Annotated in this window: 14 protein-coding genes; 6 read left to right on the forward strand and 8 right to left on the reverse strand. The window is 45.6% G+C overall.

The genetic code is table 11. The features are described 5' to 3' along the window. Positions 1–22 precede the first annotated feature (22 nt). Positions 23–2,539: a translocation and assembly module lipoprotein TamL gene (gene tamL, locus RA156_RS08545; RefSeq protein WP_306644162.1), complete on the reverse strand. Its 2,517-nt coding sequence runs from the start codon at positions 2,537–2,539 to the stop codon at positions 23–25. A gap of 43 nt (positions 2,540–2,582) precedes the next feature. Between tamL and RA156_RS08550 the strand changes: the two genes are divergently transcribed. Next, positions 2,583–3,296: a TrmH family RNA methyltransferase gene (locus RA156_RS08550; protein WP_434064829.1), complete on the forward strand. Its 714-nt coding sequence runs from the start codon at positions 2,583–2,585 to the stop codon at positions 3,294–3,296. Here RA156_RS08550 and RA156_RS08555 read toward each other — a convergent pair. Then, positions 3,293–4,504: a 1-acyl-sn-glycerol-3-phosphate acyltransferase gene (locus RA156_RS08555; protein ID WP_306644164.1), complete on the reverse strand. Its 1,212-nt coding sequence runs from the start codon at positions 4,502–4,504 to the stop codon at positions 3,293–3,295. The genes RA156_RS08550 and RA156_RS08555 overlap by 4 nt on opposite strands. A 40-nt stretch (positions 4,505–4,544) precedes the next feature. Here RA156_RS08555 and RA156_RS08560 point away from each other — a divergent pair, with 40 nt between their 5' ends. Further along, a complete protein-coding gene (locus tag RA156_RS08560) occupies positions 4,545–5,840 on the forward strand; it encodes a DEAD/DEAH box helicase (RefSeq protein WP_306644165.1) in 1,296 nt (431 codons plus the stop codon). A gap of 380 nt (positions 5,841–6,220) precedes the next feature. On the opposite strand, the gene RA156_RS08565 is transcribed toward RA156_RS08560, so the two are convergent. Genes RA156_RS08565 through RA156_RS08580 form a run of 4 tightly spaced genes read right to left on the reverse strand, consistent with a single transcriptional unit; the run spans position 6,221 to position 8,849 of the window. Continuing rightward, the gene (locus RA156_RS08565; protein WP_434064839.1) at positions 6,221–7,036 is read right to left on the reverse strand and encodes a purine-nucleoside phosphorylase; all 816 of its coding nucleotides are present in this window, start codon (positions 7,034–7,036) and stop codon (positions 6,221–6,223) included. Next, positions 7,036–7,665: a TIGR04282 family arsenosugar biosynthesis glycosyltransferase gene (locus RA156_RS08570; protein WP_306644167.1), complete on the reverse strand. Its 630-nt coding sequence runs from the start codon at positions 7,663–7,665 to the stop codon at positions 7,036–7,038. Before RA156_RS08570 ends, RA156_RS08565 begins: the two co-directional genes overlap by 1 nt. Continuing rightward, complete coding sequence (locus tag RA156_RS08575) at positions 7,643–8,137, reverse strand: rhodanese-like domain-containing protein (protein WP_306644168.1); 495 nt, start codon at positions 8,135–8,137, stop codon at positions 7,643–7,645. Before RA156_RS08575 ends, RA156_RS08570 begins: the two co-directional genes overlap by 23 nt. A 7-nt stretch (positions 8,138–8,144) precedes the next feature. After that, complete coding sequence (locus tag RA156_RS08580; protein ID WP_306644169.1) at positions 8,145–8,849, reverse strand: DUF547 domain-containing protein; 705 nt, start codon at positions 8,847–8,849, stop codon at positions 8,145–8,147. Positions 8,850–8,957: 108 nt separating this feature from the next. Here RA156_RS08580 and RA156_RS08585 point away from each other — a divergent pair, with 108 nt between their 5' ends. Continuing rightward, on the forward strand, positions 8,958–10,118 hold the full coding sequence (locus RA156_RS08585; protein WP_306644170.1) for a 3-hydroxyacyl-CoA dehydrogenase NAD-binding domain-containing protein: 1,161 nt from the start codon (positions 8,958–8,960) through the stop codon (positions 10,116–10,118). Here RA156_RS08585 and RA156_RS08590 read toward each other — a convergent pair whose 3' ends face one another. After that, positions 10,119–11,855, reverse strand: a complete 1,737-nt coding sequence (locus RA156_RS08590; RefSeq protein ID WP_306644171.1) for a sodium:solute symporter family protein — start codon at positions 11,853–11,855, stop codon at positions 10,119–10,121. Positions 11,856–11,967: 112 nt separating this feature from the next. On the opposite strand from RA156_RS08590, the gene RA156_RS08595 reads away from it, so the two are divergent. Both RA156_RS08595 and RA156_RS08600 read left to right on the forward strand, forming a co-directional pair. Further along, the gene (locus tag RA156_RS08595; RefSeq protein WP_306644172.1) at positions 11,968–12,483 is read left to right on the forward strand and encodes a redoxin family protein; all 516 of its coding nucleotides are present in this window, start codon (positions 11,968–11,970) and stop codon (positions 12,481–12,483) included. After that, positions 12,480–14,036 carry a T9SS type A sorting domain-containing protein gene (locus RA156_RS08600; RefSeq protein ID WP_306644173.1) on the forward strand — a complete coding sequence of 519 codons (1,557 nt, stop codon included), beginning with the start codon at positions 12,480–12,482 and terminating at the stop codon, positions 14,034–14,036. Before RA156_RS08595 ends, RA156_RS08600 begins: the two co-directional genes overlap by 4 nt. Here the strand turns inward: RA156_RS08600 and RA156_RS08605 are convergent. After that, positions 14,026–14,721, reverse strand: a complete 696-nt coding sequence (locus tag RA156_RS08605) for a C40 family peptidase (protein WP_306644176.1) — start codon at positions 14,719–14,721, stop codon at positions 14,026–14,028. The two genes, RA156_RS08600 and RA156_RS08605, sit on opposite strands and share 11 nt — an antisense overlap. 221 nt (positions 14,722–14,942) lie before the next feature. Here RA156_RS08605 and RA156_RS08610 point away from each other — a divergent pair, with 221 nt between their 5' ends. Then, positions 14,943–23,546, forward strand: a complete 8,604-nt coding sequence (locus RA156_RS08610) for an HYR-like domain-containing protein (protein WP_306644177.1) — start codon at positions 14,943–14,945, stop codon at positions 23,544–23,546. Positions 23,547–23,752 lie beyond the last annotated feature (206 nt).

A 23,752-nucleotide genomic window follows, 5' to 3' on the forward strand; every position in this document is an offset into this window, starting at 1 on the left:
ACACCGAAGTTTTGCACCTTGTTTAGAACGGATAGCCAATTCCTAAGTTAAAGTTAAGCTCTGGAAAGAAATTATACTCTTGTCCAGGACGAATCGTCTGGTAGAAATCAGCGTATTCATCCTTCGGTTCCCAGAACCAACGCTCGCCACTGATTTTCGCTGGATCCTTCAACTGAGCCCCCAAGTCTAATCGCAACAAGAAGAAGTCAAAGTCAAAACGAAGACCTAATCCTCCTCCCCAAGCCAACTCGTCAAAGAAGGTATTGGCACTAATGCCACTACCCGGACGATTTTCATCTTCCTCGAGCAACCAGATGTTACCAATATCCAAGAATAAGGCCCCCTCGAGTGTTTGCGTCATTTTGAAACGATATTCCAAACTCGTTTCGAGAATAACCTCGGCTATGTTATTAAAGGTAGTCAAGGCTGTAGTGTCACGATAGCTACCCGGCCCCAGCGTTCGAGGTTCCCAAGCACGGATACCATTCGAACCTCCTCCATAGTAACTCTTCTCAAAAGGAAGTACACTCAAGTTCGCACCAGGGATACCAATTCCCCCGTGAAGACGAAGCGCTGTGCTATTCTTTTCATCAATGCGCTGATACAAACGGAAGTCGTTCTCAATCTTAAAATATTGAGCGAAACGGATCCCTCCAATTTGGTAGCTCCCAACCTCATCTTGTGTAGCTCCAGCCAATTGAAAGCCAAGTCGAGGCAGGTTACCAGCAGCTTCAAAGGTTACTTGATTGAACATGTACCTCCGTTGATTCTGCGAACGCTGTGTATTCATCTGCCAAGCGATTCGCCCCAACGAGATCAAGTGGTTCTGATAACTCGTTGACAAGAAGTCGTCATTCAAATTATCAAGCAACTGCTGGAACGCTTCACTCTTGGTAATCTTAATGGTACTAAGCTCCCAGATGTCCCAGAAAATTCTTGAACCGTTTGACTGGTTCTCAATGAAGGTGGTACCATACCTGAACTGGTAGAGTTGCCTTTCATAATCTGGACGATCCTGGTAGTTGAAACCTGCACTGATCGTGGTTCGTGGAGCATTCGATCTCCGGAAACTATTCATGCTCAACGGGAAAAAGCGATTGAAGTTGAACGAAACTTCCGGTCCGATCTCAAAAGTGTTGAATCGAATGTTGTCCGCAACGTCCCCACCGCTGATCTCCTCTCCTTCTGTCAAGGTCAACGGCTGCTGGGCTTCGATGGCTCCAGAAATCCTGAACTGACCAGTTTCACCGCCGCGGAACATATTTCGGTTCGAGAAATTCAATGATCCAGATAGACCAAAAAGTCCGTCACGATGCGTCACACCAGCCTCCGAGGAGATGAACTTGCGCTTCATCTGCGTGAGGTAAATGTCACAGTTCAAGACATTGAATTCACTCTTATCATCCTCAGACAGTACAATGGAAGCAGATCGGAAGATGGGCATCTGCACAAACTTTCGATACGTCTTATCCAAGCGGTCTTTTTGGTAGAGGTCCCCCTTCTTGAATTCCATGAGGTAGGCGATGAGCTCTGGCTTGAAGTTTAGCTCATCGACGTACAACAGCTTGATCTCACCGAAATCAAGTGTATCTGTTGGAGCATAATCCGAATTCGTCAGGCTGTAATCGGTATGGATGAAAATGTCGCCAATGAAATAGCGTTTGTGATCTACCGCTACTAAAGAGTCTGTCCCCGCAATTGGCGCTCGTGGTCTACGAATAATCATCTCTACGGCCACCTTATGATCTCCACGGGTGCTATCTGCTTGGAAGGTGATGTAGTCTTTGGTGAATGAATAATACCCGCGATTATTCAAGTAATCAGCAATGCGATCACGCTCCTTATCCATGGCCTCAACAGAAAATCGTTCCCCAACGGATATAGAAGAGGTTGATTCAATGAAGTCAATACGTCGCGCTATGCCACGATCTTTCACATTAAAAGCAAGGCTATCAATAATGTATGGTTCCTTTGGCGTGATGGTATATACCAACGGCTTCACCCTCTTCCCTTTCCTTCGATACTTTACTTCGTAGGAAACGTCATTGTTGAAGTAGCCGTTCTTCGCTAACAAAATGCGCAACTGATCAACACTCTTTTCTGCTTTGGTGCTATCAAAAACGACAGGAGCCTCACCTACGGTGGTGGTCAACCAATCTCTCCACCCTGTTGTATCTGCGCGCATTTCACGTAGGTCCTTTGGAGAAAGTTCTTTGCCTTTGGCCACCTTTCGGTCAATCTTCTTCTCAATGTGCTCCTTCTTTCGCTGATGGACCTTTTTTTGTTTCTCAGGATTTACCATGTTATACACCCCCAAGTGAAAACGTAGCAATAGGATCTTCCTATTTGGACGTTGTTTCAATACACCTTCAAGGTCATCTTCGTCTAGTGAGAAATTGGCTGGAGGATTCTCCAACTTCAATTTTTGTTTCATGAGTAGAGATTGCCCCTCTTGCAACCTTCGCGTTGGGTTACAAGAAGAGAGTACCATCAAAACCACGATGGTGGATAGGATCAAATGTCCGAACTTCGCTCTCATTCGGTCCGAAATTTCGTTTTTACTTTGTCAGCAATCAAAAAGCATGCTATCTAAAAACCAATTTAAGCTGTTCAAAAGCCTAAAAAGCAAGAAAGGACGGGTAGAACACGGCGCTTTTTTAGTTGAAGGCGTGAAATCTGTTGAAGAAGCATTGAAGGCAAATCTTGAGATTGAATGTGTCTTGCACGTAGCCTCAGTTACACCTCCGCAGGCTAGTCGTGTTGAGCTGATTGAAGAAGCCGACATGAAATTTCTCTCCTCGCTTTCGACTCCTCCAGGCTTGATGGCTGTCGTTCGATTTCCACATTGGTATCAGTCTGCTAATTTCCCTGCTGATCTCGCTAGCGCGGAATTCTTATTGGTCTTAGATGGAATTAGAGATCCTGGAAACTTGGGTACAATCATTCGCACAGCAGATTGGTTCGGACACACAAGAATTGCCCTCAGCAAAGATTGCGTTGATTGCCTCAACCCAAAAGTAGTGCAGGCTTCAATGGGTTCTGTATTCCGAATTGAATGCCACTATTTGAACATTGAAGATCTTCCTCAAGAACGCTTGGTTGCACTCGATTTGAACGGTGACAATCTCTACCAAGAGACCTCATTGAATGGACTCTACGTTATAGGATCGGAAAGTCATGGGGTTCGCCACCACTGCGACAAAGCAATTACGATTCCTGGAAAAGGAAAGGCCGAGTCATTAAACGCAGCGGTAAGCGCCTCTATACTCCTATCACAGCAATTCAGCCTGGCTTAATAAACAGGCTCTTCAGAAGCGTCACGTTGGTTAACAACTGGATTCGCATACATCTGAAGCATCACTTCTCTGGCTTGGCGAATGAAGCCTTCACGTTTCAAGATTCCTCCTCCCTTTCGCATCAACAACAACTTCACAATACGTCCGCGAATGTAATTGCGGAAGGCGATACGCTGAAGCTTGGTATAATGACCATTGTGCTCTCTTGTTCCATGGAGAATATCGTAGGCAATGTAATTGGTTGGCCACAGTTTGTACATCAAGTGCATTCTGCGGTCAATTTCCTGAGACAGCAATTTGTAGAGTTCATTCTTAGGCGCGTCGGCTGGAAGACGTTCCAGTGATCGTTCGAGCTTTCTTCCAATAGCAATGTTAACTCTTCCCTTGTGGCCAGTGATACCTGCCAAAGCACTCATATAATCTTCACCTTCACGCTTATTATAACTGCCGTGTTCGCGAACAGCCATCAATTCATTGGCTTTGAAAATGTCACATGGATCATATTCATAGCTCACCACCATAGGCACAATGTTCAAGGCGCTCAATGCCTCATCAATGGATTCATCCGTTCCGCTAACCAACATCTTTAATAGTCCAGACGCAGTGCGGTCATCTCCATCTTTGGAACGACCTTCTTTATGTGCGATCCAAATCGAGGTTTCATCTTCGCGGATAGTCTTGTGAATGTAGTTCCCCAAACGCTTACTTGAAGCTAACATCTCTTTCGGATTCACGCTACGATTAACAATGAAGCTCTTGTTCAAACGCACGAGATCGTGAATCAGTTGGTGTCGAAGAAGGTTGTCGCCTATGGCGATTTCAGTAGTACTGTATCCTTTCTCAAGAAGACTCACATTCAATAAAGCACTATCAAGGATGATGTCTCGGTGATTACTCAAGTACAAATAAGCCTTGCCATGTTCAATGTGATCAAGATTCGAAATTGACAGACCGTTGGTCGTTGTTTGCGTAATCACCTTGAAAGCCGGGCCACTAATCTCTTCTTGGAATTGCTCTGGCGTCTTAATATCAGCCATCATCTCCTTGATATCCTCCTCGTCTAGATCAGGATAGATGTATTTCATGATCTTGAAAAACGATGGCTGATCTAGAACGCGTTCGATTACTTCAGGCAATTCGTCTGTACGATACGGACGAATGCTATCAAATTCATTCACGTCAATTGCGCTTCCGGTGCTTGCTTCCATGAAAGCGAAATTACGACATTCAAAAGAGTACCTTTGCGTCGTGAACTTCGAAGAACTCGGAATAAAGAGGCAATTCTTGAATGCGCTGGAAGATATGGGGATTACCACCCCAACTGAAATCCAGGAAAAATCCATTCCAAGAGTGCGCAGTGGGCAAGACCTCATCGGCATTGCTCAAACCGGAACAGGTAAAACTGCTGCGTATGTATTGCCTGTGCTTGGTCATCTTCGCTATGCTCAAGACAATGCCCCTCGCTGTTTGATTTTGGTTCCTACGAAGGAGCTTGTTATTCAGGTAAGTGACCATACACGACGCATGGCCAACTACACAGACCTACGTGTAGTTAGTTTGTACGGAGGTATTGGTCCGAAAGCCCAAATGGCAGAGGTCGAAGCAGGCTGTGACATCATTGTCGCCACTCCAGGAAGATTCATGGAGATCTATTTGAAGGGATCGATCGTAGTGAAGAAACTGAAGTACCTGGTCTTGGATGAGGCTGACCGAATGATGGATATGGGCTTCATGCCACAGCTCCGTCAAATCCTTGAGGTTATTCCACGAAAGCGTCAGAACCTACTTTTCTCTGCTACCTTTCCTCCTCGAGTTGAAAAGCTGAGTGAAGAATTTCTTCTTTGGCCTCAACGTGTAGAGGTAACTCCTGAATCGACCCCGGTTGAAACGGTAGAGCAAGTTTTCTATCGAGTTCCGAATTTCCGAACGAAGCTGAATCTGCTCACTCAACTCCTTGAAGATTTCGAGGAGTTCAAGCGAGTCATCATCTTCAGCCGCACCAAAGACTATGCGGAAAACATCTCCCGCTACCTCGATCGTCTTGATCTTGGGGAAGTGCGTGTGATTCACTCAAATAAAGGGCAGAATTCTCGTCTGAACGCTATGGATGATTTCCGAACGGGTGACGTGCGTATTCTGGTGAGTACCGATGTGTCAGCTCGTGGAATTGACATTCCAGAAGTGAGCCACGTGATCAACTTCTCGGTTCCAAGAGATTACCTTGACTACGTGCACCGTATTGGTAGAACTGGTCGAGCATTTAAAGCCGGAAAAGCGATCACCTTTGTTGATCCTGCTGAGACCTATCACTTGAAAAAAATCGAAGGGATCATCCGAATGCAAGTTCCTTCGGTTGAACTACCTGAAAATCTAGAAGTACTAGAGACAACAAAACAGGAGAAGCAAGAACAAGCGCGCGAAATCGATCACCAAAAGCGTAAAGAAGACCCGAACTACAAGGGAGCCTTCCACGATAAGAAACGCAAGCCTAAACCTGGGAATAGTAAGTTCAACTCAGGCCGATCGAAGCGTCGGAGGAGATAACTCTTCTACACGAGCTATGCGTCGTTGATCATTGTGCCATGATGACCGGCACCATCCATTACAAAACTTCTGATCTGCTCTTCCTTGAAGTTCCGTTTGACATTGAAGACATTTTCGCTTCATGTTTTTCTTTCAAGGCTACGGAAATGTAAGGTGCGCGCGACAAGCGATTTACCTGTGTAGGGTAAAACTTTGTGAAAAGTGAAAGGTGCAGTTGAACATTCAAGCCAAAGGTGTACTTTTATGCACATGAAAAACCTAACGAATTTTTCTCTCGCCCTTCTACTAGTGGTTGCCTGCCTTGCGACTTCATGCAAGTCTCAAAAGAAATGCGCTGCTTACCAATCTATCGAACTAACGAAGATTGATCATACGGTTCCTCAACCGTAAGTCGCTACCAATTCCTCAAGAAGCGCTGTCAAGAATACTTCTGCCTTACCGGCGGTCTCAATGATATCTTGAATATCTACGGGCTTCAGGTTGTCTGGATCACACTCATCTGTAAGTACGCTGATTGCTGCACAAGGCACCCCCATGTGGTTACATGCAATCACCTCAGGAACGGTAGACATTCCTACTGCGTCTGCACCGATGATTCTCAAGAATCGGTACTCTGCTCTCGTTTCCAAATTAGGTCCCATTACAGAAACATAGACACCTTCATTTAAGTCAATCTCCTTAGCCTTCGCGATCTCTTTAATCTTCGCATTGAGACTAGGATCATAAGGAGCACTCATATCAGGGAAGCGAGGCCCAAGATCGTCATAGTTTGGTCCTCGGAGTGGGTTGTCTGGTTGAAGATTGATATGATCATCTAACAGCATCAAACTCCCCTTCTTCATATCAGGATTGATTGCTCCAGCTGCATTTGACAATAAAATGTATTTCACTCCCAGCATCTTCATCACACGAACAGGGAATACGATCTGTTCCATCGTATATCCTTCGTAGTAATGGTATCTGCCTTGAAGTGCTAGAACCTTCTTTCCTCCAAGTTCACCGTAAATGAGTTTACCGAAGTGAAACTCTACTGTTGCAATCGGGAAGTGAGGAATCACATTGTAGCTCAGCTCTTTGATTACCTTGATCTTGGTTACCAAGTTTCCCAAACCGGTTCCCAATACTATACCTACTTCTGCATCGTCGATTCCGCGTGAGCGAAGAAATGCAACTGTCTCTTTAAGATTCTTCATAATTAGTGTGAGATGAAAGCTTGAACCTCATTCCAAACGAGGGAGCTCTTCAAGTCTTCGAATGTATCAATATCATTTAATGTATCAATCGTTGCCACCGAACGACCCAACGATTCCGCGTTAGCGATAGCATCAGACAAAACATCTTCATGACTCCACTTCTTACCAATGAAAAGCGGAGCAAGTGGTTCAGTCATACCAATCAGATAGTACCCCCCATCTTCACTCGGACCAAGCACCACGTCATGATCATCTAACGCATCAATGGCACGTTGAATTATTTCTTGGCTTAGCCCGGGAATATCAGCACCTACCAATAACATTTTGTGGCGCTTCTTGCCCTCGTACATTTCCATAAAAGCCGCCAACATGCGTTCTCCGAGATCGCCCTTGATTTGCTCTGCCTTCAAGAATGCGTGTGGAAGACGAATCAGTCCTTCACCAGTCAAAAAGGTGAACACTTGAGCGTCACAAGCATCCAGCGTGCGAATCGTTCGCGCTAATAAGAACTCGTAAACTTCTAGGGCATTGTGATGGCCAATGGTCGCGGCCAAACGAGTCTTGACCTTGCCCAGTTCAGGACGCTTGGCTAAAAAAGCAATGGAGTATTTACTCATAGACTTTCTCTCCACGCTCAAGCCATTTTGACCATTTCTTATTGTACGTATGTACTTTATCAGTCTTCTCGCCTTCGTCGTTTTCCACCTCGTTACCAGTATTTACCCAGTGAAAAATTCCTCCGTAGAGATTGTAAACATCGCCATAGCCTGCCTCTTGGAGATTCTCTCCAATCTTTTCACTGCGGTAGCCAACGCTACAATAAACGATCACCGTAGCGTCTTTTGGAATATGTTTCACATTGTCCATCGAGAAATCATCATAGCCAATGTATTGCGCACCAGGTATGTGAGAAATCTCGAACTCCTCTAATTCTCGGGCATCTAAAAGGTAAACCATGCCGTCTTTTGGCAAAGAATCAGGGGTGATGACTTCCACAGTTCCTGAGGTCATGCGTTGGAACATGCCGTCGAAATTCTCGTCTTGGGCGCAGCTACTCATGCTTAGCGTGATGAATGCAAACAGAATGGAAATCGTTCGCGTCATGAAGGATTTATTTTGAATTGAGACTCCAATCGTAGTCTAGGTAGCTCAAGTTAGCACCATTTTCAATGTTTGCCCCATGTTTCTTCATAAAAGCAATCACACCTCCCTCCTTCTCAAAATCAACGCTGAACCACTCGAAGATCTTTGATACTTGAGCTGAACTACCTTGAAACTTATTTCTCTTGGTGTCTTTCATGAAAGCGCGAGCTAGTCTATCGAGTTCACTGTTTACGTTCGTTCCTGTAAATGCAGTTCGAGAAATCGGCGGACAAGATTCACTGGCGCAGTTGATACCGAAGTGAATACGAGCATCTTTAAACGTAGGACGAATGATCTCATTCTCAATCTGATCTAGACTGTAGCTCTTGCCTGCGATCTTGATGGTTTTCTGTTTCCAAGGGTTGTCAATATCATTGATCGACTTCACCGGATAGTGATCTACCACCAGTTTAATAGCGAATACGTTGTACGCATTCATCCAATAAGCAAGCGACTCGTTCTTCGTCCAAGTACCGTCTGGAATTTGCTTTTGAAACAGCGAAACAACTTGACTGAACTCCTTGTCTACTTTAATACCTGCGTAATCAACTCTTCCGTCAGTGGTTACATGGCGCTTAAGCACACGGTCCCAGATCACGGTCATTTCATCACCAGGGTCTGCTTGAGCAGTCATTCCTAGCAAAAGAGCGAATATGAAGAGTAGCTGTTTCATGATATTTCTTTTCAGCGAAGATAGCGGGGAGCTGTCACAGTTTGTTCACGATTAAATCTCACTTTTCATCTACCAAAAAAAGGGCCAACTTCGCGGCAAAGTTTTTCTATGAAGACCATCGGAGTTGTAGGTGCCGGAGCCATGGGTTCTGGAATTGCCCAAGTAGCGGCGCAGAACGGACATCAAGTTGTGCTTTCAGATACAAGCACTGACGTTTTAGATAAAAGCAAAGCCAAGCTAGCTAAGATTATGGCTCGTTTGGTTGAAAAAGGTAAGCTTGATAACGCTAGCGCGGAAGCAATTCAGGGTAGAATCAAATACACTACTGACCTCAACGACTTTGCCCCTTGCGGATTAATCATCGAAGCGATCATCGAACGACTCGATATTAAGAAGCAGGTTTTCGAGACACTTGAAGGCATTGTTGCCGAGGATTGCGTCTTGGCTAGTAATACCTCTTCTCTTTCCATTGCTGCCATCGCCGCATCGGTAAAGCTGTCTCATCGCGTACTCGGAATCCACTTCTTCAACCCTGCGCCATTGATGCCTTTGGTTGAGATCATTCCTGCGGTTCAGACAGATCCAGAAGTTCTTGCGTCTTCAAAAGCACTCATCGATTCATGGAAGAAAGTCACGGTAATTGCTAAAGATACACCGGGCTTCATTGTGAATCGTGTCGCTCGTCCGTTCTACGGAGAAGCACTTCGTATCTATGAAGAGGGCTTTGCCGATTTCGCGACCATTGATTGGGCCATGCGCGACATGGGAGGATTCCGAATGGGACCATTCCAGTTGATGGACTTCATCGGGAACGATGTCAACTACGCGGTTACAGAGAGTGTTTTCGCGGCCTTCTACTATGATCCGAGATACAAACCTTCATTCACGCAAAAGCGTCATTCTGAAGCCGGTTGGTATGGTAGAAAATCTGGACGTGGTTACTATGACTACGCTGAAGGTGCTGAACAACCAGAACCTACGAAAGACAAGGAGCTCGGTGAAATGATCCTTTGGCGCATCTTGGTAATGCTCATCAACGAAGCAGCGGATGCCCTGCACTTAAATATTGCGTCTAAAGAAGACATCGACTTGGCGATGACAAAAGGAGTGAACTACCCTAAAGGTTTGCTTGCTTGGGCTGATGAGAAAGGGATCAACCACTGTGTTGAAACACTCGACGGCCTGTACAACGAATATCACGAGGATCGTTACCGCTGCTCACCTATTCTCCGCAAGATGGCGCGAGAAGGGAAGAAATTCCTTGCTTGATTACCTGTTCAAACGCACCAACACCATTCCAGCGATAGCTGAAAAAGCCAGGAGAACGATAGCTAACATCGTCTCACCGTAAAGTAGCTTTCCGAATCCAAAAAGCACGGCATAAACCAAAAAGGTTCCAATGACCATGCTCAAAATCTGGCGAGGTAATTTACCTTGAGCTGGAGCGATGTCGTTACCTAATTTCTTACGCCAACCTTTTCCTGCTGGCTGGACTGTGTTATAGAAGTTTGTCAATGTCTCGGTAGAAGTTGGTCTTGTCATAAAAGTTGCGACCAACCAACAAATAGTGGTCAAAACTACGCCAAGGACTAAAACTTGATATGGTTCCAAACCGTGGTCAACATTCAACATTGCAATGGCGTAGATAAAGGAAGACACCATGCCGGTGATTTCAGTGTAGGCATTGATTCGCCACCAGAACCAACGAAGGATGAAGATCAATCCTGTACCTGCTCCAATCTGCAATAACACATTGAAACCAGCACTTGCCGTCCCGATTTTATAAGACAATAACGCAGCAAGTACCATGAGAACTACGGTAGAAATCCGTCCTACATTCACCTGCTTCTTATCAGACGCTTCAGGGTCAACAAATCGGAGATAGAAATCATTCACGATGTAGCTCGCTCCCCAGTTGAGGTGCGTAGAAATGGTGCTCATGAAAGCGGCAATCAACGAGGCAACTACAAGTCCTAACAATCCATGAGGTAGATATGTCAACATTGCTGAGTACGCCAAGTCATCACCGATCACATCACTATCAACATTTGGGAAGGCCGCTTGGATGTCGCTCAACTGTGGGAATACGATCATCGAAGCCAGGGCTATCAAAATCCAAGGCCACGGACGAAGTGCATAGTGAGCAATGTTAAATAAGAAGGTGGCACCTAAGGCGTGGTCTTCGTCTTTTGCAGAAAGCATACGCTGAGCCACATATCCTCCTCCACCTGGCTCCGCGCCCGGGTACCAAACACTCCACCATTGCACCGCAATGGGAATCAAGAAGACCATAATGAAGGTCTCTTTATCATCCCAAGAGGGAATCAAATCCAACGAAGGTTTGACGTTTTCATGAGAAAGCATGGCATCTAACCCGCCTACTTCAGGCAGGTTGACAATGACAATCGCTGCTCCAACAGAACCAATCATCGCGAGGATGAATTGAACGAAATCAGTCAAAATCACACTTCGGATGCCTCCAAGCGCACTGTAGATCACTGTCACCACAGAAGCCAACAGGAGCGTTTTCCACGGTGCAAGACCGAGCAGAACACTACCAATTTTGACGGCCGCTAAACATACGGTGGCCATGATCACCACGTTAAAGAATACACCTAGATAGATGGCTCTAAAGCCACGTAAGAAAGATGCTTCCTTTCCACTGTACCGAAGCTCGTAGAACTCGATGTCGGTCATGACGCCGCTGCGTCGCCATAGACGAGCATAAACAAATACCGTCAGCATACCCGTTAGCAAAAACGCCCACCAGGCCCAGTTACCGCTTACTCCATTTTGTCTGACAAGATCCGCCACCAGGTTGGGTGTATCGGCCGAAAAGGTGGTGGCCACCATCGAAACTCCGAGCAGCCACCAGGGCATATTTCTACCTGAAAGAAAGAACTCTGCAGCGCTGCTTCCAGCGCGTCGCATCGATAGCACACCGATGATTAATGAAATAAGAAAGAAGCCGATAATGATCGACCAGTCTGAAATGGATAACTGCATAATCGCCAATTGCTGGCTGAAACTACATTTTTTTCAGCGACAGACTAAACTTCCGAAGAATCCGACAGTCTTTGAATTGCGTTCTTGCTTGAGGTAGGTTAAATTGCTGGAAATGAGAATAGGAAACTACTTGTGTATCGTTGCTTGCGCTGCACTTCTTCTATTGAGTTCGAGCTTCAAGCCAGCCGAGCCTAGCTACGAGGTGGTCTTTTTCCTCGCCCCTAAGTGTCCTATTTGTCAAGATTACGCGTTACAAATGCGAACGCTCCACAACGAATTCAGCGATGCTGGGTTCAATTTCGTAGGCGTGTTCCCTAACGACCACACAAAACAAGAAGACATTGCATGGTTCAAGGAGTACTATGAAATTCCTTTTTCGTTAAAGAAGGGTGACCAATCGCTAGCGCGGAAACTCAATGCCTCCGTCACTCCGGAAGTATTTGTCTTGGATAGTGAGGGAAATGTCCTTTATGAAGGACGCATAGACAACACCTATGCACGCATAGGTCAGCGAAGAACTAAGACCACAACGAGTGAGTTGCGTGATGCCATTGAAGCGCTGAACGAAAACCGAACAATCGAAATCTCCAAAACACAGTCAGTTGGCTGCATAATCGAATACCGATGAAAAGAATTGCTTTCCTCTTGACCATGATTGGTCTCGCCACACAGATGAATGCTCAAACCGTTACGTGGGCAGATGATATTGCTCCTATGGTTTTTGATCACTGTACGAAGTGCCATAGACCAGGAGAGATTGGTCCGATGCCATTCACGACCTACGACGAGGTGGCAGGATATGCTTCAATCATCGAATATGTGACTTCGATTAAATACATGCCACCTTGGTCACCCGAGCCTGGTTATGGAAACTTCCGTGATGAGAACGTGCTCACTGATGAACAGATCGCACTTTTCGCGACTTGGGTAGACGAAGGCATGCCGACAGGGAACCTTGACAACGCCCCAGATGCTCCGGTCTATGCGGAAGGAAGCCAAATTGGTACTCCAGACCTCATCTTGACGATGGAGGAGGCTTACTTGCATGAAGGAGATATGACAGATCAATATCAGGTATTTGTTTTAGAAACTGGTCTTGAGGAAGATCAAGATGTACGTGCCATTGAGGTGCGACAAGACAACAACTTGATTTGTCACCACGCCATCATTGGACAAGACACTACGGATTACGCTTACCAGCTCGACGCAGAAGATCCAGATTACGGTTATGAGAACTTTGGTGGGTTCGGTTTCGAACCACTTCAACCTTTCTTAAGCGCTTGGGTTCCTGGATCAAATCCTATTGACTACCCTCCTACCATTGGATCGAAGCTTTTTGCCAACAGTAAACTCTTGCTGCAGATGCACTATGGCCCAACTTCAGTAGACGAATATGACCAGACTTCAATCAACATCTTCTTCTCTGAAGAACCGATTGAACGCTATGCAATCACCTTCCCTATGTCGCCTCAGCATTTAGATGAGTCGTTTGTGATTCCACCGAATGAGATTTCCTCTTTCCATGGTACCATCGAAATGCCTACCGATGTCTCTCTTATTGGTATTGCGCCACACAGTCACCTACTAGGTAAAAGCTGGGAAGTGTTTGCGGTTAGTCCAGATGAAACAGATACGATTCCTCTGATTAACATTCCTGAATGGGAATTTAATTGGCAAGGATTCTATGCCTATGAGAATCTAGTTCATATTCCTGGAGACTACGTAGTTCATGCTATTGGTGAGTACGATAACACTTCAGACAATCCTTACAATCCGAATGATCCACCAGAATGGTCATGGTGGGGAGAAGACACAGAAGACGAAATGTACTTGGTGTACTTCACGGTCATCCCATATCAAGAAGGTGATGAAGATATCAGTCTATCTGGTCCGGATGCGACAGATCTCTTCGTATATCCAGGAACGCAGCTATTCCCGAGTTACCCGAATCCAACGACCAGTGAATTCACTTTTGGATTTAGCCTTGAGGAATCTCAAAAGGTCAATGTAGACTTGGTTTCTAGTGAAGGTAAAGTGATTGAAACCATCATTAGCAACGCTAATTATGCGCCAGGCAGGCACCAATCTACTATTAATGTGAGTGGGTTAGCTACGGGAACTTATTACTACGTATTGTGGTTTGATGACTTCCGTCAGAGCAGGCCGATTATCATCCGTTAACTCGGCGGATGATTCTAAGCTTGTGCGTGTAGCGCTGTTGGTCTTCACGGAAAATTCCTTGGTGATCAAATCGATCAATCCGTACTTCGCCTGCTGCATGTATAATGAAGCGTTGACCTTCATTCTCTAAGATCACCCCGACGTGGATGATGTTCCCTTCTTCATTATCAAAGAAGGCGAGGTCGTTTTCTTCAGCGAGATCAGCGAATGGGATCTCCTCTCCTACTTGCGCTTGATCACGCGCATCGCGTGACAGCTGAATTCCGACGAGCTGTGAGGCTACTTGTGTAAGCCCAGAACAATCGATCCCCATAATTGACTTCCCTCCCCATAAATAAGGAGCACCTAGGAACATCTTAGCGGCTTGAGAGATGGATTCTAGCGGTGTCTCCTCCAAATCCTCCGCGATTCGACTCCCGGCGGGAACAACTTTATTGCCTGAAGGCAATGAAATAGTGGTCATTGGACTCTTCACTAGATAATCACCTGATTGTATTTCCCCGATCATTTTCGAATCGAGCCAGCCTTCGTACCCGTCTTGTAACGAACGACAACGTCTCCATTGCGCATGTTCTTCAAGCACTTCAATGTGTTCTCCATAAAGGAACTGGGTAACCTGTTCTGCAGGGTCTCTGGGCTCCGAGCGAACAGGTACAAGTGGGGTGATCACCTGGTACTTTTCCATGGTTACAAGAAAGCCAATAATTTAGACGTAGGAGGAATTTATATCGACGAATCCCACTTTTTTATCGAAGAATTCTTTGTGTTTATCGAAAAAGCCGTATATTTGCACTGAAAACAACGCCAAAGTGTTCTGCTTCGGCACTATCATCTGACTCCCTATTTGAGGCTTACAATCAGCTTACTGTTTGCTTAATAACTGATTGTTTAACTAACGTTTTTACCATGAAACATTCTACTGTTGTTGCAACAACTGCAACACGATGTAGCGTGAAAGGTTTGGCTTCAAATTTCCTAGCTGCCCTATTCACGTTTGCTCTTGTAGCTTTCGCATTTACCATGGCGAATGCTCAGGGGGCTTTTGTACGTTCTACTGCTAGCTTGTGGGGCGATGATCATAGTGGACACATTGTCGCTATGGATGCTAACTTCGGTGCAGGTAACTGGACTGATGAGCGCTTTGAGACGGTTAACGTAGCCGATCTTCTAGCGAATCACTCTTTTATCTACCTCGAAGGTGGAGACAACGGAACAAATGAAATGGCTGCGTTTATCGCTGCGAACCAAGCGGATATTGAAGCATGGGTAAGCAACGGTGGTCACATCCTCATTAATGCTGCTCCAAACGAAGGTGGAAACCAAGATCTAGGTTTCGGAGTAACTCTATTGTACTCTAACCTTCATGACAACGGTCAGGCAACTGATCCAGCTCACCCAGTGGTTGACGGTCTTGCAACGGTATACGAAGGAAACTACTTCGGACACGCGTTGATTTGTCCTGCTGGAATGGTTTCTATCATGCACGAGGAGAACGTTCCTGGGAACGTAAGCCTTGCTGGTATGAACTACGGAGACGGATACGCACTATTTGGTGGTATCACTCTTCCTTGGTTTGATTACGAGGATTGGAACCCACAACCAGACTTCACTCAGTTGGCAATCAACATCGTTGGTTTCGCTGCTGAAGGAGCTGAAGTGGTTTGTACTCCTGAATTGACAATTGATTGTCCTGCTGACGTAACACTTGCTTGTGGTGATGACTACTCTCCAGAAATGGGCGGTGGTCTTCCTGTTATCACAGCGAATGAGTGTGTTGGTGATCTTGACATTTCTTTCATGGATGACCAGATCTCTAACAACAACTGTCCGTTGATCATCGCACGTACGTGGGTTGCAACTGACGGTGAGAACACTGAAATGTGTACTCAGACGATCACAATCGTTGATGATGAAGCACCAGTAATCACTAACTACCCTGAAGATATGACGATCGAATGTTCGGAAGGACAGACGATCGATGAGGTACTTGCTTACCTAGATAACAACGTACCTTTCCCAACGATTGAAGATTGTAATTCTTTTGAGGTACTTGTTGAGCCAGCTTTGGCAACTGAAGGACTTGAGTGCCCTGTAGTTGCAGTTTGTTCAAAGACTATCACTGCTATTGATGAGTGTGGAAACGAATCATCGATCACGTTCTCTGTAACGATCGAAGATCACACAGCTCCTGAGTTCTCTGATTTTGAAGAAGAGATCCTAGTTGACTGTCTAGAAGACGTTCCTGCTCCTGCAGACCTTACTGCTTACGATTCATGCTCTGACGAGGATGTTGATGTAGAAGTATTTGAATCTAACACAGGTGAGTTGATCGAGTCTTGTGACTTGGCAACTGCATTTGGTCCTGGTGATGACTGGGCAATCTGGCTACCTTCTCTAGCTAACGAAGGACTTCTAAGCTCTGCGAACTTCCACTTCGACGATAACGGTGGTACGTTCGATCGTTTCGCTGATGGAACTGGACACATCTACGGTGTTGTTGTAAACGACGTTAACCCAGGTGAGCAGTTCATGGTTGATTTCTGGTTCGAAAACGAATCTGATTGGAACGCATGGTCTGCACTTGGACGTTCTTACAAAGACGATCTAGGATGTGCTGAAGACGGAAACCTATACGAAGGATGGACTTACTTCGAAATGGTAAACGGATTCTCAACAATGACAGGTCTAGCTGACAATGCTGGTGACGTTCTTTACTTCTACCACATGCCAGATAGCTACTACTTCGGTTTCCAGATCGGAGAAGGTGCTAACAACAAGAACTGTGATTACGGTATCTCTGGATGGTTCACGTACGATGGATTCATCGGTGGAGAAGCTGTTGAAGGTCATGGTGACTTGAACGCTGACGCTTCTTGTGAGCCTAACAATGAGCAAGATTGTGTACACAATACTGAGTTCACTTACTTCTACCGCGCAGAAGACGAGTGTGGAAACGTGAACATCGATTCTCAACTAATCATCGTTGATGATCAAGTTGCTCCAGAATTTACAAACCTACCGGAAGATCTTACTCTTCCTTGTGACGACGTGAACTACGAGCTTCCAATGGTAGAAGCAGTAGATAACTGTGTTGGTGAAGTTGTGGTTGAATACCTAGGTGAAGAAATCATCGATGGTGATTGCCCACACAACTACCAAATCGTACATGCTTGGGCTGCATTTGACGTTTGTGGAAACCGTGCTGACGGTGAATGGACAATCACTGTAGTTGACGAAGAAGCTCCAGAACTAGTTGGACTTCCAGAAGCTGAAATCACTGTAGAGTGTGATATGGTTGAAGCTGCTGCTGACGTTACTGTAATGGATAACTGTTCAGAAGAAGCGAACATCGAATTCTCATTCAACGAAGAGATTATTGATGGAGATTGTCCTGGAAACTACACTATCATCCGTAACTGGTACGCGATGGACGAGTGTGGTAACGAAAGCTCATTCGAGCAGATCGTAAACGTACAAGATACTACTGCACCTGAATTCAACGATTACGAATTCTACACTGCGGTTCCTTGTGAGGACATCGACGCATACACTTTGACTGCATCTGATAACTGCGGAGAAGCTACAGTAGAGATCGTAGAAGAGATTCTACAATCAGGTGGCTGCCTCGGAGTACTATACCGTGTATACGAGGCTACTGACGAGTGCGGAAACACTTCTACTGTAGAACAATACATTACTATCACTGATACGACAGCGCCTGAGTTGGTAAATATCCCAGCGGATGAGACGCTGGAATGCTCAGACGTAGCTCTTGGAGACGACGGTAACTACTTTGACGCTGGTGATGTTTATGGAGTTGACAACTGTGGAAACGAAGTAACAATCGAATACAGCGAAGAAATTGCTGAAGATGGTGATGACTGTGAGCAGTCTTACTTAATCATCCGTACTTGGGTTGCTATCGATTACTGTGAGAATGAGTCTATGGCTCAGCAAACTGTAACTATCGTTGATACAACTTCACCTGAATTCGTTGAATTCCCTGCTGATGAAACAGTAGAGTGTGACGAAGAACTTCCTGCAGTGGTTTTCCCAATCGCTGAAGATAACTGTGATGATGTTGTTTCTATCGAATTGACTGAAGAAATCGTTGACGGAGAGTGTGAGAACGAATACGTTCTTAACCGCATCTTCCGCGCATTCGATGATTGTGGAAACGAAGTGATGGGTGTACAGACAATCAACGTTGTTGATACAACTGCTCCTGAATTCACTATGGTTCCTGAAGCAATCAATGTTGAGTGTGACGAAGAAGTTCCTGCAACTGAAGCTACTGCTATCGATAACTGTGGTGATGTAACCATCACTTACGACGATCAGTTCCTTGCACAAGGAGATTGTCCACAGGAATTCAGCATGATCCGTACGTTTACTGCAGTTGATGCTTGTGGAAACTCTTCTACAGCTACACAGCAGATCAACATCGTAGATACTACTGCTCCTGTATTCGACGAGTACCCAGCAGAAGTTGAAGTACCGTGTGACGATATCAACGCTGATATCCTAACTGCTACTGATAACTGTGGTGATGTAACTGTTACTTACGAAGATACTATGGTGTCTGGTGGATGTGCAGGTACGATCATCCGTGATTACCTTGCAGTTGACGAGTGTGGAAATGAAACTGCTGTTCAGCAGATCCTTTCTCTATACGATAACGAAGCACCTGAATTTACAAACGGTCCTGCTGACGTAACTGTTGAGTGTGATAACATTCCTGCAGTTGGTGAAGTAGTTGACGGTGGAGATGACAACAACGGTGAACTAGGAGCTGGAGCGTTTGTACGTTCTAACGCTAGCCTATGGGGCGGAGTTGACGCTCACGTTGTAGCAATGGACGCATTGTACGGAGCAGGAAACTGGTCTGACCTACGCTTCGAAGACGTTGATATCAACGATCTATTGAATGACCACGGATTCATCTACCTAGAAGGTGGAGATGCTGGAGCCACTGCAATGGCTACATTCCTTGCAGCTAACCTTCCAGCTCTTGAGAACTGGGTTGACAACGGTGGACGTCTATTGATGAATGCTTCTCCAAACGTTGGTGGAAACATCAACCTAGGATTCGGTGGTGTAGAATTGGTTTACCCAAGCTTTACTGAAATCGCTGAAGCATCTGACGCAGCGCACCCAATCTTCAACGGAATCGCTACTACTTACACTGGTAACTGGTTCGGTCACTCGTTGATCTGTCCTGCTGGAATGAGCGCGATCATGAACGCTCAAGGTGCACCTTCAGATGTAGTTCTTGCTGAAATGGCGTACGGAAACGGACGTGTAGTATTCGGTGGAACAACACTACCATTCTTCAGCGAGCCTAGCTGGGATCCTCAGCCAGACTTCCAATTGCTTGCAAACTCAATCGTTGCTTACGCAGCAGACGGAGCAGCAGCAGTTGCAACTGATATTTCAGCTGAAGACAACTGTGACGACGACGTAGAGATTGAATACGTAGGAGAGGAAATCATCCCTGGTGATTGTCCAAACAACTACACAATCGTTCGTACTTGGGTTGCTACAGATAACTGTGACAACGAAGCATTCTACACTCAGAACATCACTGTAGAAGACACTACAGCTCCTGAATTCGAATTCGTAGCTGAAGATGTAACGCTAGAGTGTGACGAAGAACTACCTGCTCCTGAAGCACTAGCATTCGATAACTGTGGTGAAGTAACGATCGAAGTATCTCCTGAGATCATCGATGGTGAGTGTGACAACGAGTACACAATGATCCGCACATACACAGCGACTGATGAGTGTGGTAACAGTACAACTGCTACTCAAACTCTAACAATCGTAGATACTACTGCTCCTGAGTTCACTTTCGTACCGGAAGATGCAACTTACGAGTGTGACGAAGAAGTACCAGCTATCAACGCTGAAGCTTCTGATAACTGTGGTGACGTTACTGTTACTTTCGAAGACGAAATCATTACCAATGGTGGTGAAGGAGAAGAGTGTGAGCACTTCGGATTCAACGGTTACTACGCTGGTGCTAATTGGACTGAAACTTACGATGGTGGTGACGGTACAATTACATTCACTGAATCGAATGTAACTATCGTAGGAACAGACAACGGAATCGCTGGTGACACTGAAATTTCAATCGTAGCAGAAGGTACAGGTACTTACGCATTCGATTGGGATTACGTAACAACTGACGTTGGTGGAAACACATGGGATGTTGCTTACTACATCAATGGAGAGCGTTTCGCTATGTCTCTTGAGTCAGCTGAATTAGATCAGTTCGGATCAATCGACTTTGAAGCGAACGCAGGAGATATCATCGGATTCGGTATCGAATCAATCGACGGATCTCTTGGTGCAGCGACACTTATGATTGAAGACTTCTCATTCGAAGGTACTTGTGGAGGTTGTCCACAAGCTTACCAGATCGAACGTACGTTCACTGCGGTTGACGCTTGTGGAAATGAATCTTCAACAACTCAGATCATCTCTGTAGTTGATACTACTGCTCCTGTATTCGATGAGTACCCGGCAGAAGTTGAAGTACCATGTGACGACATCAATGCAGAACTATTGACTGCATCTGATAACTGTGGTGAAGTAACAATCACATACGAAGATACATTCGTATCAGGTGGATGTGCAGGTACTATCATCCGTGACTACCTTGCAGTTGACGAGTGTGGAAATGAGGCTACAGCTCAGCAGATCCTTTCTCTATACGACAACACTGCTCCTGAATTCGTAGAGTTCCCATCTGATATGGACGTTGAATGTGACGACATTCCAGCGGTAGCTCAAGAATTGGCTGCAGAAGACAACTGTGACGAAGAAGTAGAGATCGAATACCTAGGTGAAGAAATCATCGAAGGTGACTGTCCTCAGTCTTACACAATCGTTCGTACTTGGGTAGCTATCGACAACTGTGATAACGAGACTGAAATGTCTCAGAACATCAACGTTAGCGATAACGAAGCTCCTGAATTCGAATTCGTTGCTGAAGACGTAACTCTAGAGTGTGACGAAGAGCTACCTGCTCCTGAAGCACTAGCGTTCGATAACTGTGGTGAAGTAACTATCGAAGTATCTCCAGAGATCATCGATGGTGAGTGTGACAACGAGTACACTATGATCCGCACGTACACAGCGACTGATGAGTGTGGTAACAGTGCAACTGCTACGCAAACTCTAACAATCGTTGATACTACTGCTCCTGAATTCACTTTCGTACCAGCTGATGCTACTTACGAGTGTGACGAAGAAGTACCAGCTATCAACGCTGAGGCTATCGATAACTGTGGTGACGTTGAAGTGTCTTACACTGACGACGTAGCGGAAGGTGAATGTGCAAATGAGTACAGCATCGTACGTCTATTCACTGCGGTTGACGCTTGTGGAAACTCTTCTACAGCAGTACAGAACATCACTGTAGTTGACACTACTGCTCCTGTATTCGATGCATTCGAAATCGAAGTAGAGACAGCTTGTGATAACGTTGACGTACCATTCTTGACAGCTACAGATAACTGTGGTGACGTTGAGATCACTTTCGAAGATACTTACGTATCAGGTGGATGTGCAGGTACTATCGTACGTGACTACGTTGCGGTTGACGAATGTGGAAACGAAGCTTACGCTCAGCAGATTCTATCTCTTGTTGACGAAGTAGCTCCTGTATTCACAATGTCTCCTGCTGACATGGATGCTGATTGTGATGATATCCCAGCTGTATCTGATGCACTTGCTGCTGAAGACAACTGTGATGAAGAGGTAGAGATCTCTTACCTAGGTGAAGAAATCCTACCAGGTGACTGTCCACAGTCATACACTATCGTTCGTACTTGGGTCGCTATTGACAACTGTGACAACGAAACAATAGTTTCACAGAACATCAACGTTAGCGATAACGAAGCTCCTGAATTCGAATTCGTAGCTGAAGATGAAACACTAGAGTGTGACGAAGAGCTTCCTGCACCATTTGCAGTAGCATTCGATAACTGTGGTGAGGTTACTATCGACGTAACTGCTGAGATCATCGACGGTGAGTGTGCAAATGAGTACACAATGATCCGTACGTACGTTGCAACTGACGAGTGTGGAAACAGCACATCTGCTACGCAGACGTTGACTGTAGTTGATACAACTGCTCCTGAATTCACTTTCGTACCAGCTGACGTTACTTACGAGTGTGACGAAGAGATCGTTGACATGAACGCTGAAGCATCTGACAACTGTGGTGACGTAACAGTTACTTACACTGACGATGTAGCGGATAGCGATTGTGATAGCGAGTACAGCATTGTACGTGTGTTCACTGCAACTGACGCTTGTGGAAACACTGCAACTGCATCACAGAACATCACTGTAGTTGATACTACTGCTCCTGTTCTTGATGGTACTCCTGACGCTGAACTAGCTCTTGACTGTGAAGATGAGGTTCCTGCAGCAGCAGATGTAACTGCATTCGACGCATGTGAAGGAGACGTTGAAGTAAGCTACACTGAAGAGTTGATTGGTGACCTACCAGCTGAAGGTTCTTCTGCTGACTGTGTTGCAATGACTCCAGAAGCATACGAAGACGGAGAGACTTGTGCAGGTACTGAACTATGGAGCGTTGTACTATTCAACTTCGACGGTCAGTCGGCTTCATACTACAGCACACTTGATGCAAACTGGGTAGAGTACCCTGATGGAACTGCTACTTTGACTGGTACTGTTTACAACAACGAAAACGCGAACGCTGGATGGGTGATCGACGTTGAGTTCGAAAACGGTCTACCATGGGAAGAGTGGTCAACTCAAGGATTCCCAACTAGCTTCAAAGATGACTGTGGAATCTCAGGTGACAACCACCTAGATTGGATGTACTACATCATGTCTGAAGGAGCTACTTTGACAGGATGGGGTGATTACGATGGGTCTTCATTGAACCTATCTCACGCGCCAGCTAACTACTACTACGGTTACCAGGTTGGTATCGCTGCAAACAACGTAAACGAGAACTACGGTTCTGGTGGTTGGTTCACTTACAGCGGGTCATTCCTTGGAGCGGACGTAAACGGATCAGGTGACTTCGCCTTCGATCACGATTGTTGTCCACAGTACAGCATCGAGCGCACTTGGTGTGCAGTTGACTGTGCAGGTAACGAAACTTGTTTCACTCAGGTGATCTACTTCGAAGATCAGAGTGGTTCAAACCCAGTTATCGGTGTTGACGCAGACGAGTACGTTCCTGTAGCGTTCAAAGGTGGAGAAGAGACACGTGTAAATGTGTACCCTAACCCAGCTATCGATCGCGCAACTGTAGAGTTCAACGTAGAAAACGACGGAATGACTGTAGTTGAGATCATCAGCTTGAACGGTCAGAAAGTTGCTGAAGTTTACAACGCTAACGCGGAAGCAGGTACGAACTACCGTATCGATCTGGACGCGCGTAACCTTCCAACTGGAGTTTACCTCTACCGTCTAACAACAGAGAACGATGTAATCACTGGACGACTAGTGGTTAACAAATAAGCAATAGCTCGCTTAACTGAATAAAAAGAGCCGTCTCGCTTGCGAGGCGGCTTTTTTGTTTCAGGTATGCGGTATGCGGTATGCGGTATGCGGTATGCGGTATGCGGTATGCGGTATGCGGTATGCGGAACCAATTCAATTCCTACGTTTAATGTTGTCAGTGGTACGGAAAGTTATTAGTTATTGGTTATTGGTTCTTAGTCTTT

The organism is Sanyastnella coralliicola, from assembly GCF_030845195.1.
GTDB classification, from domain to species: domain Bacteria; phylum Bacteroidota; class Bacteroidia; order Flavobacteriales_D; family Sanyastnellaceae; genus Sanyastnella; species Sanyastnella coralliicola.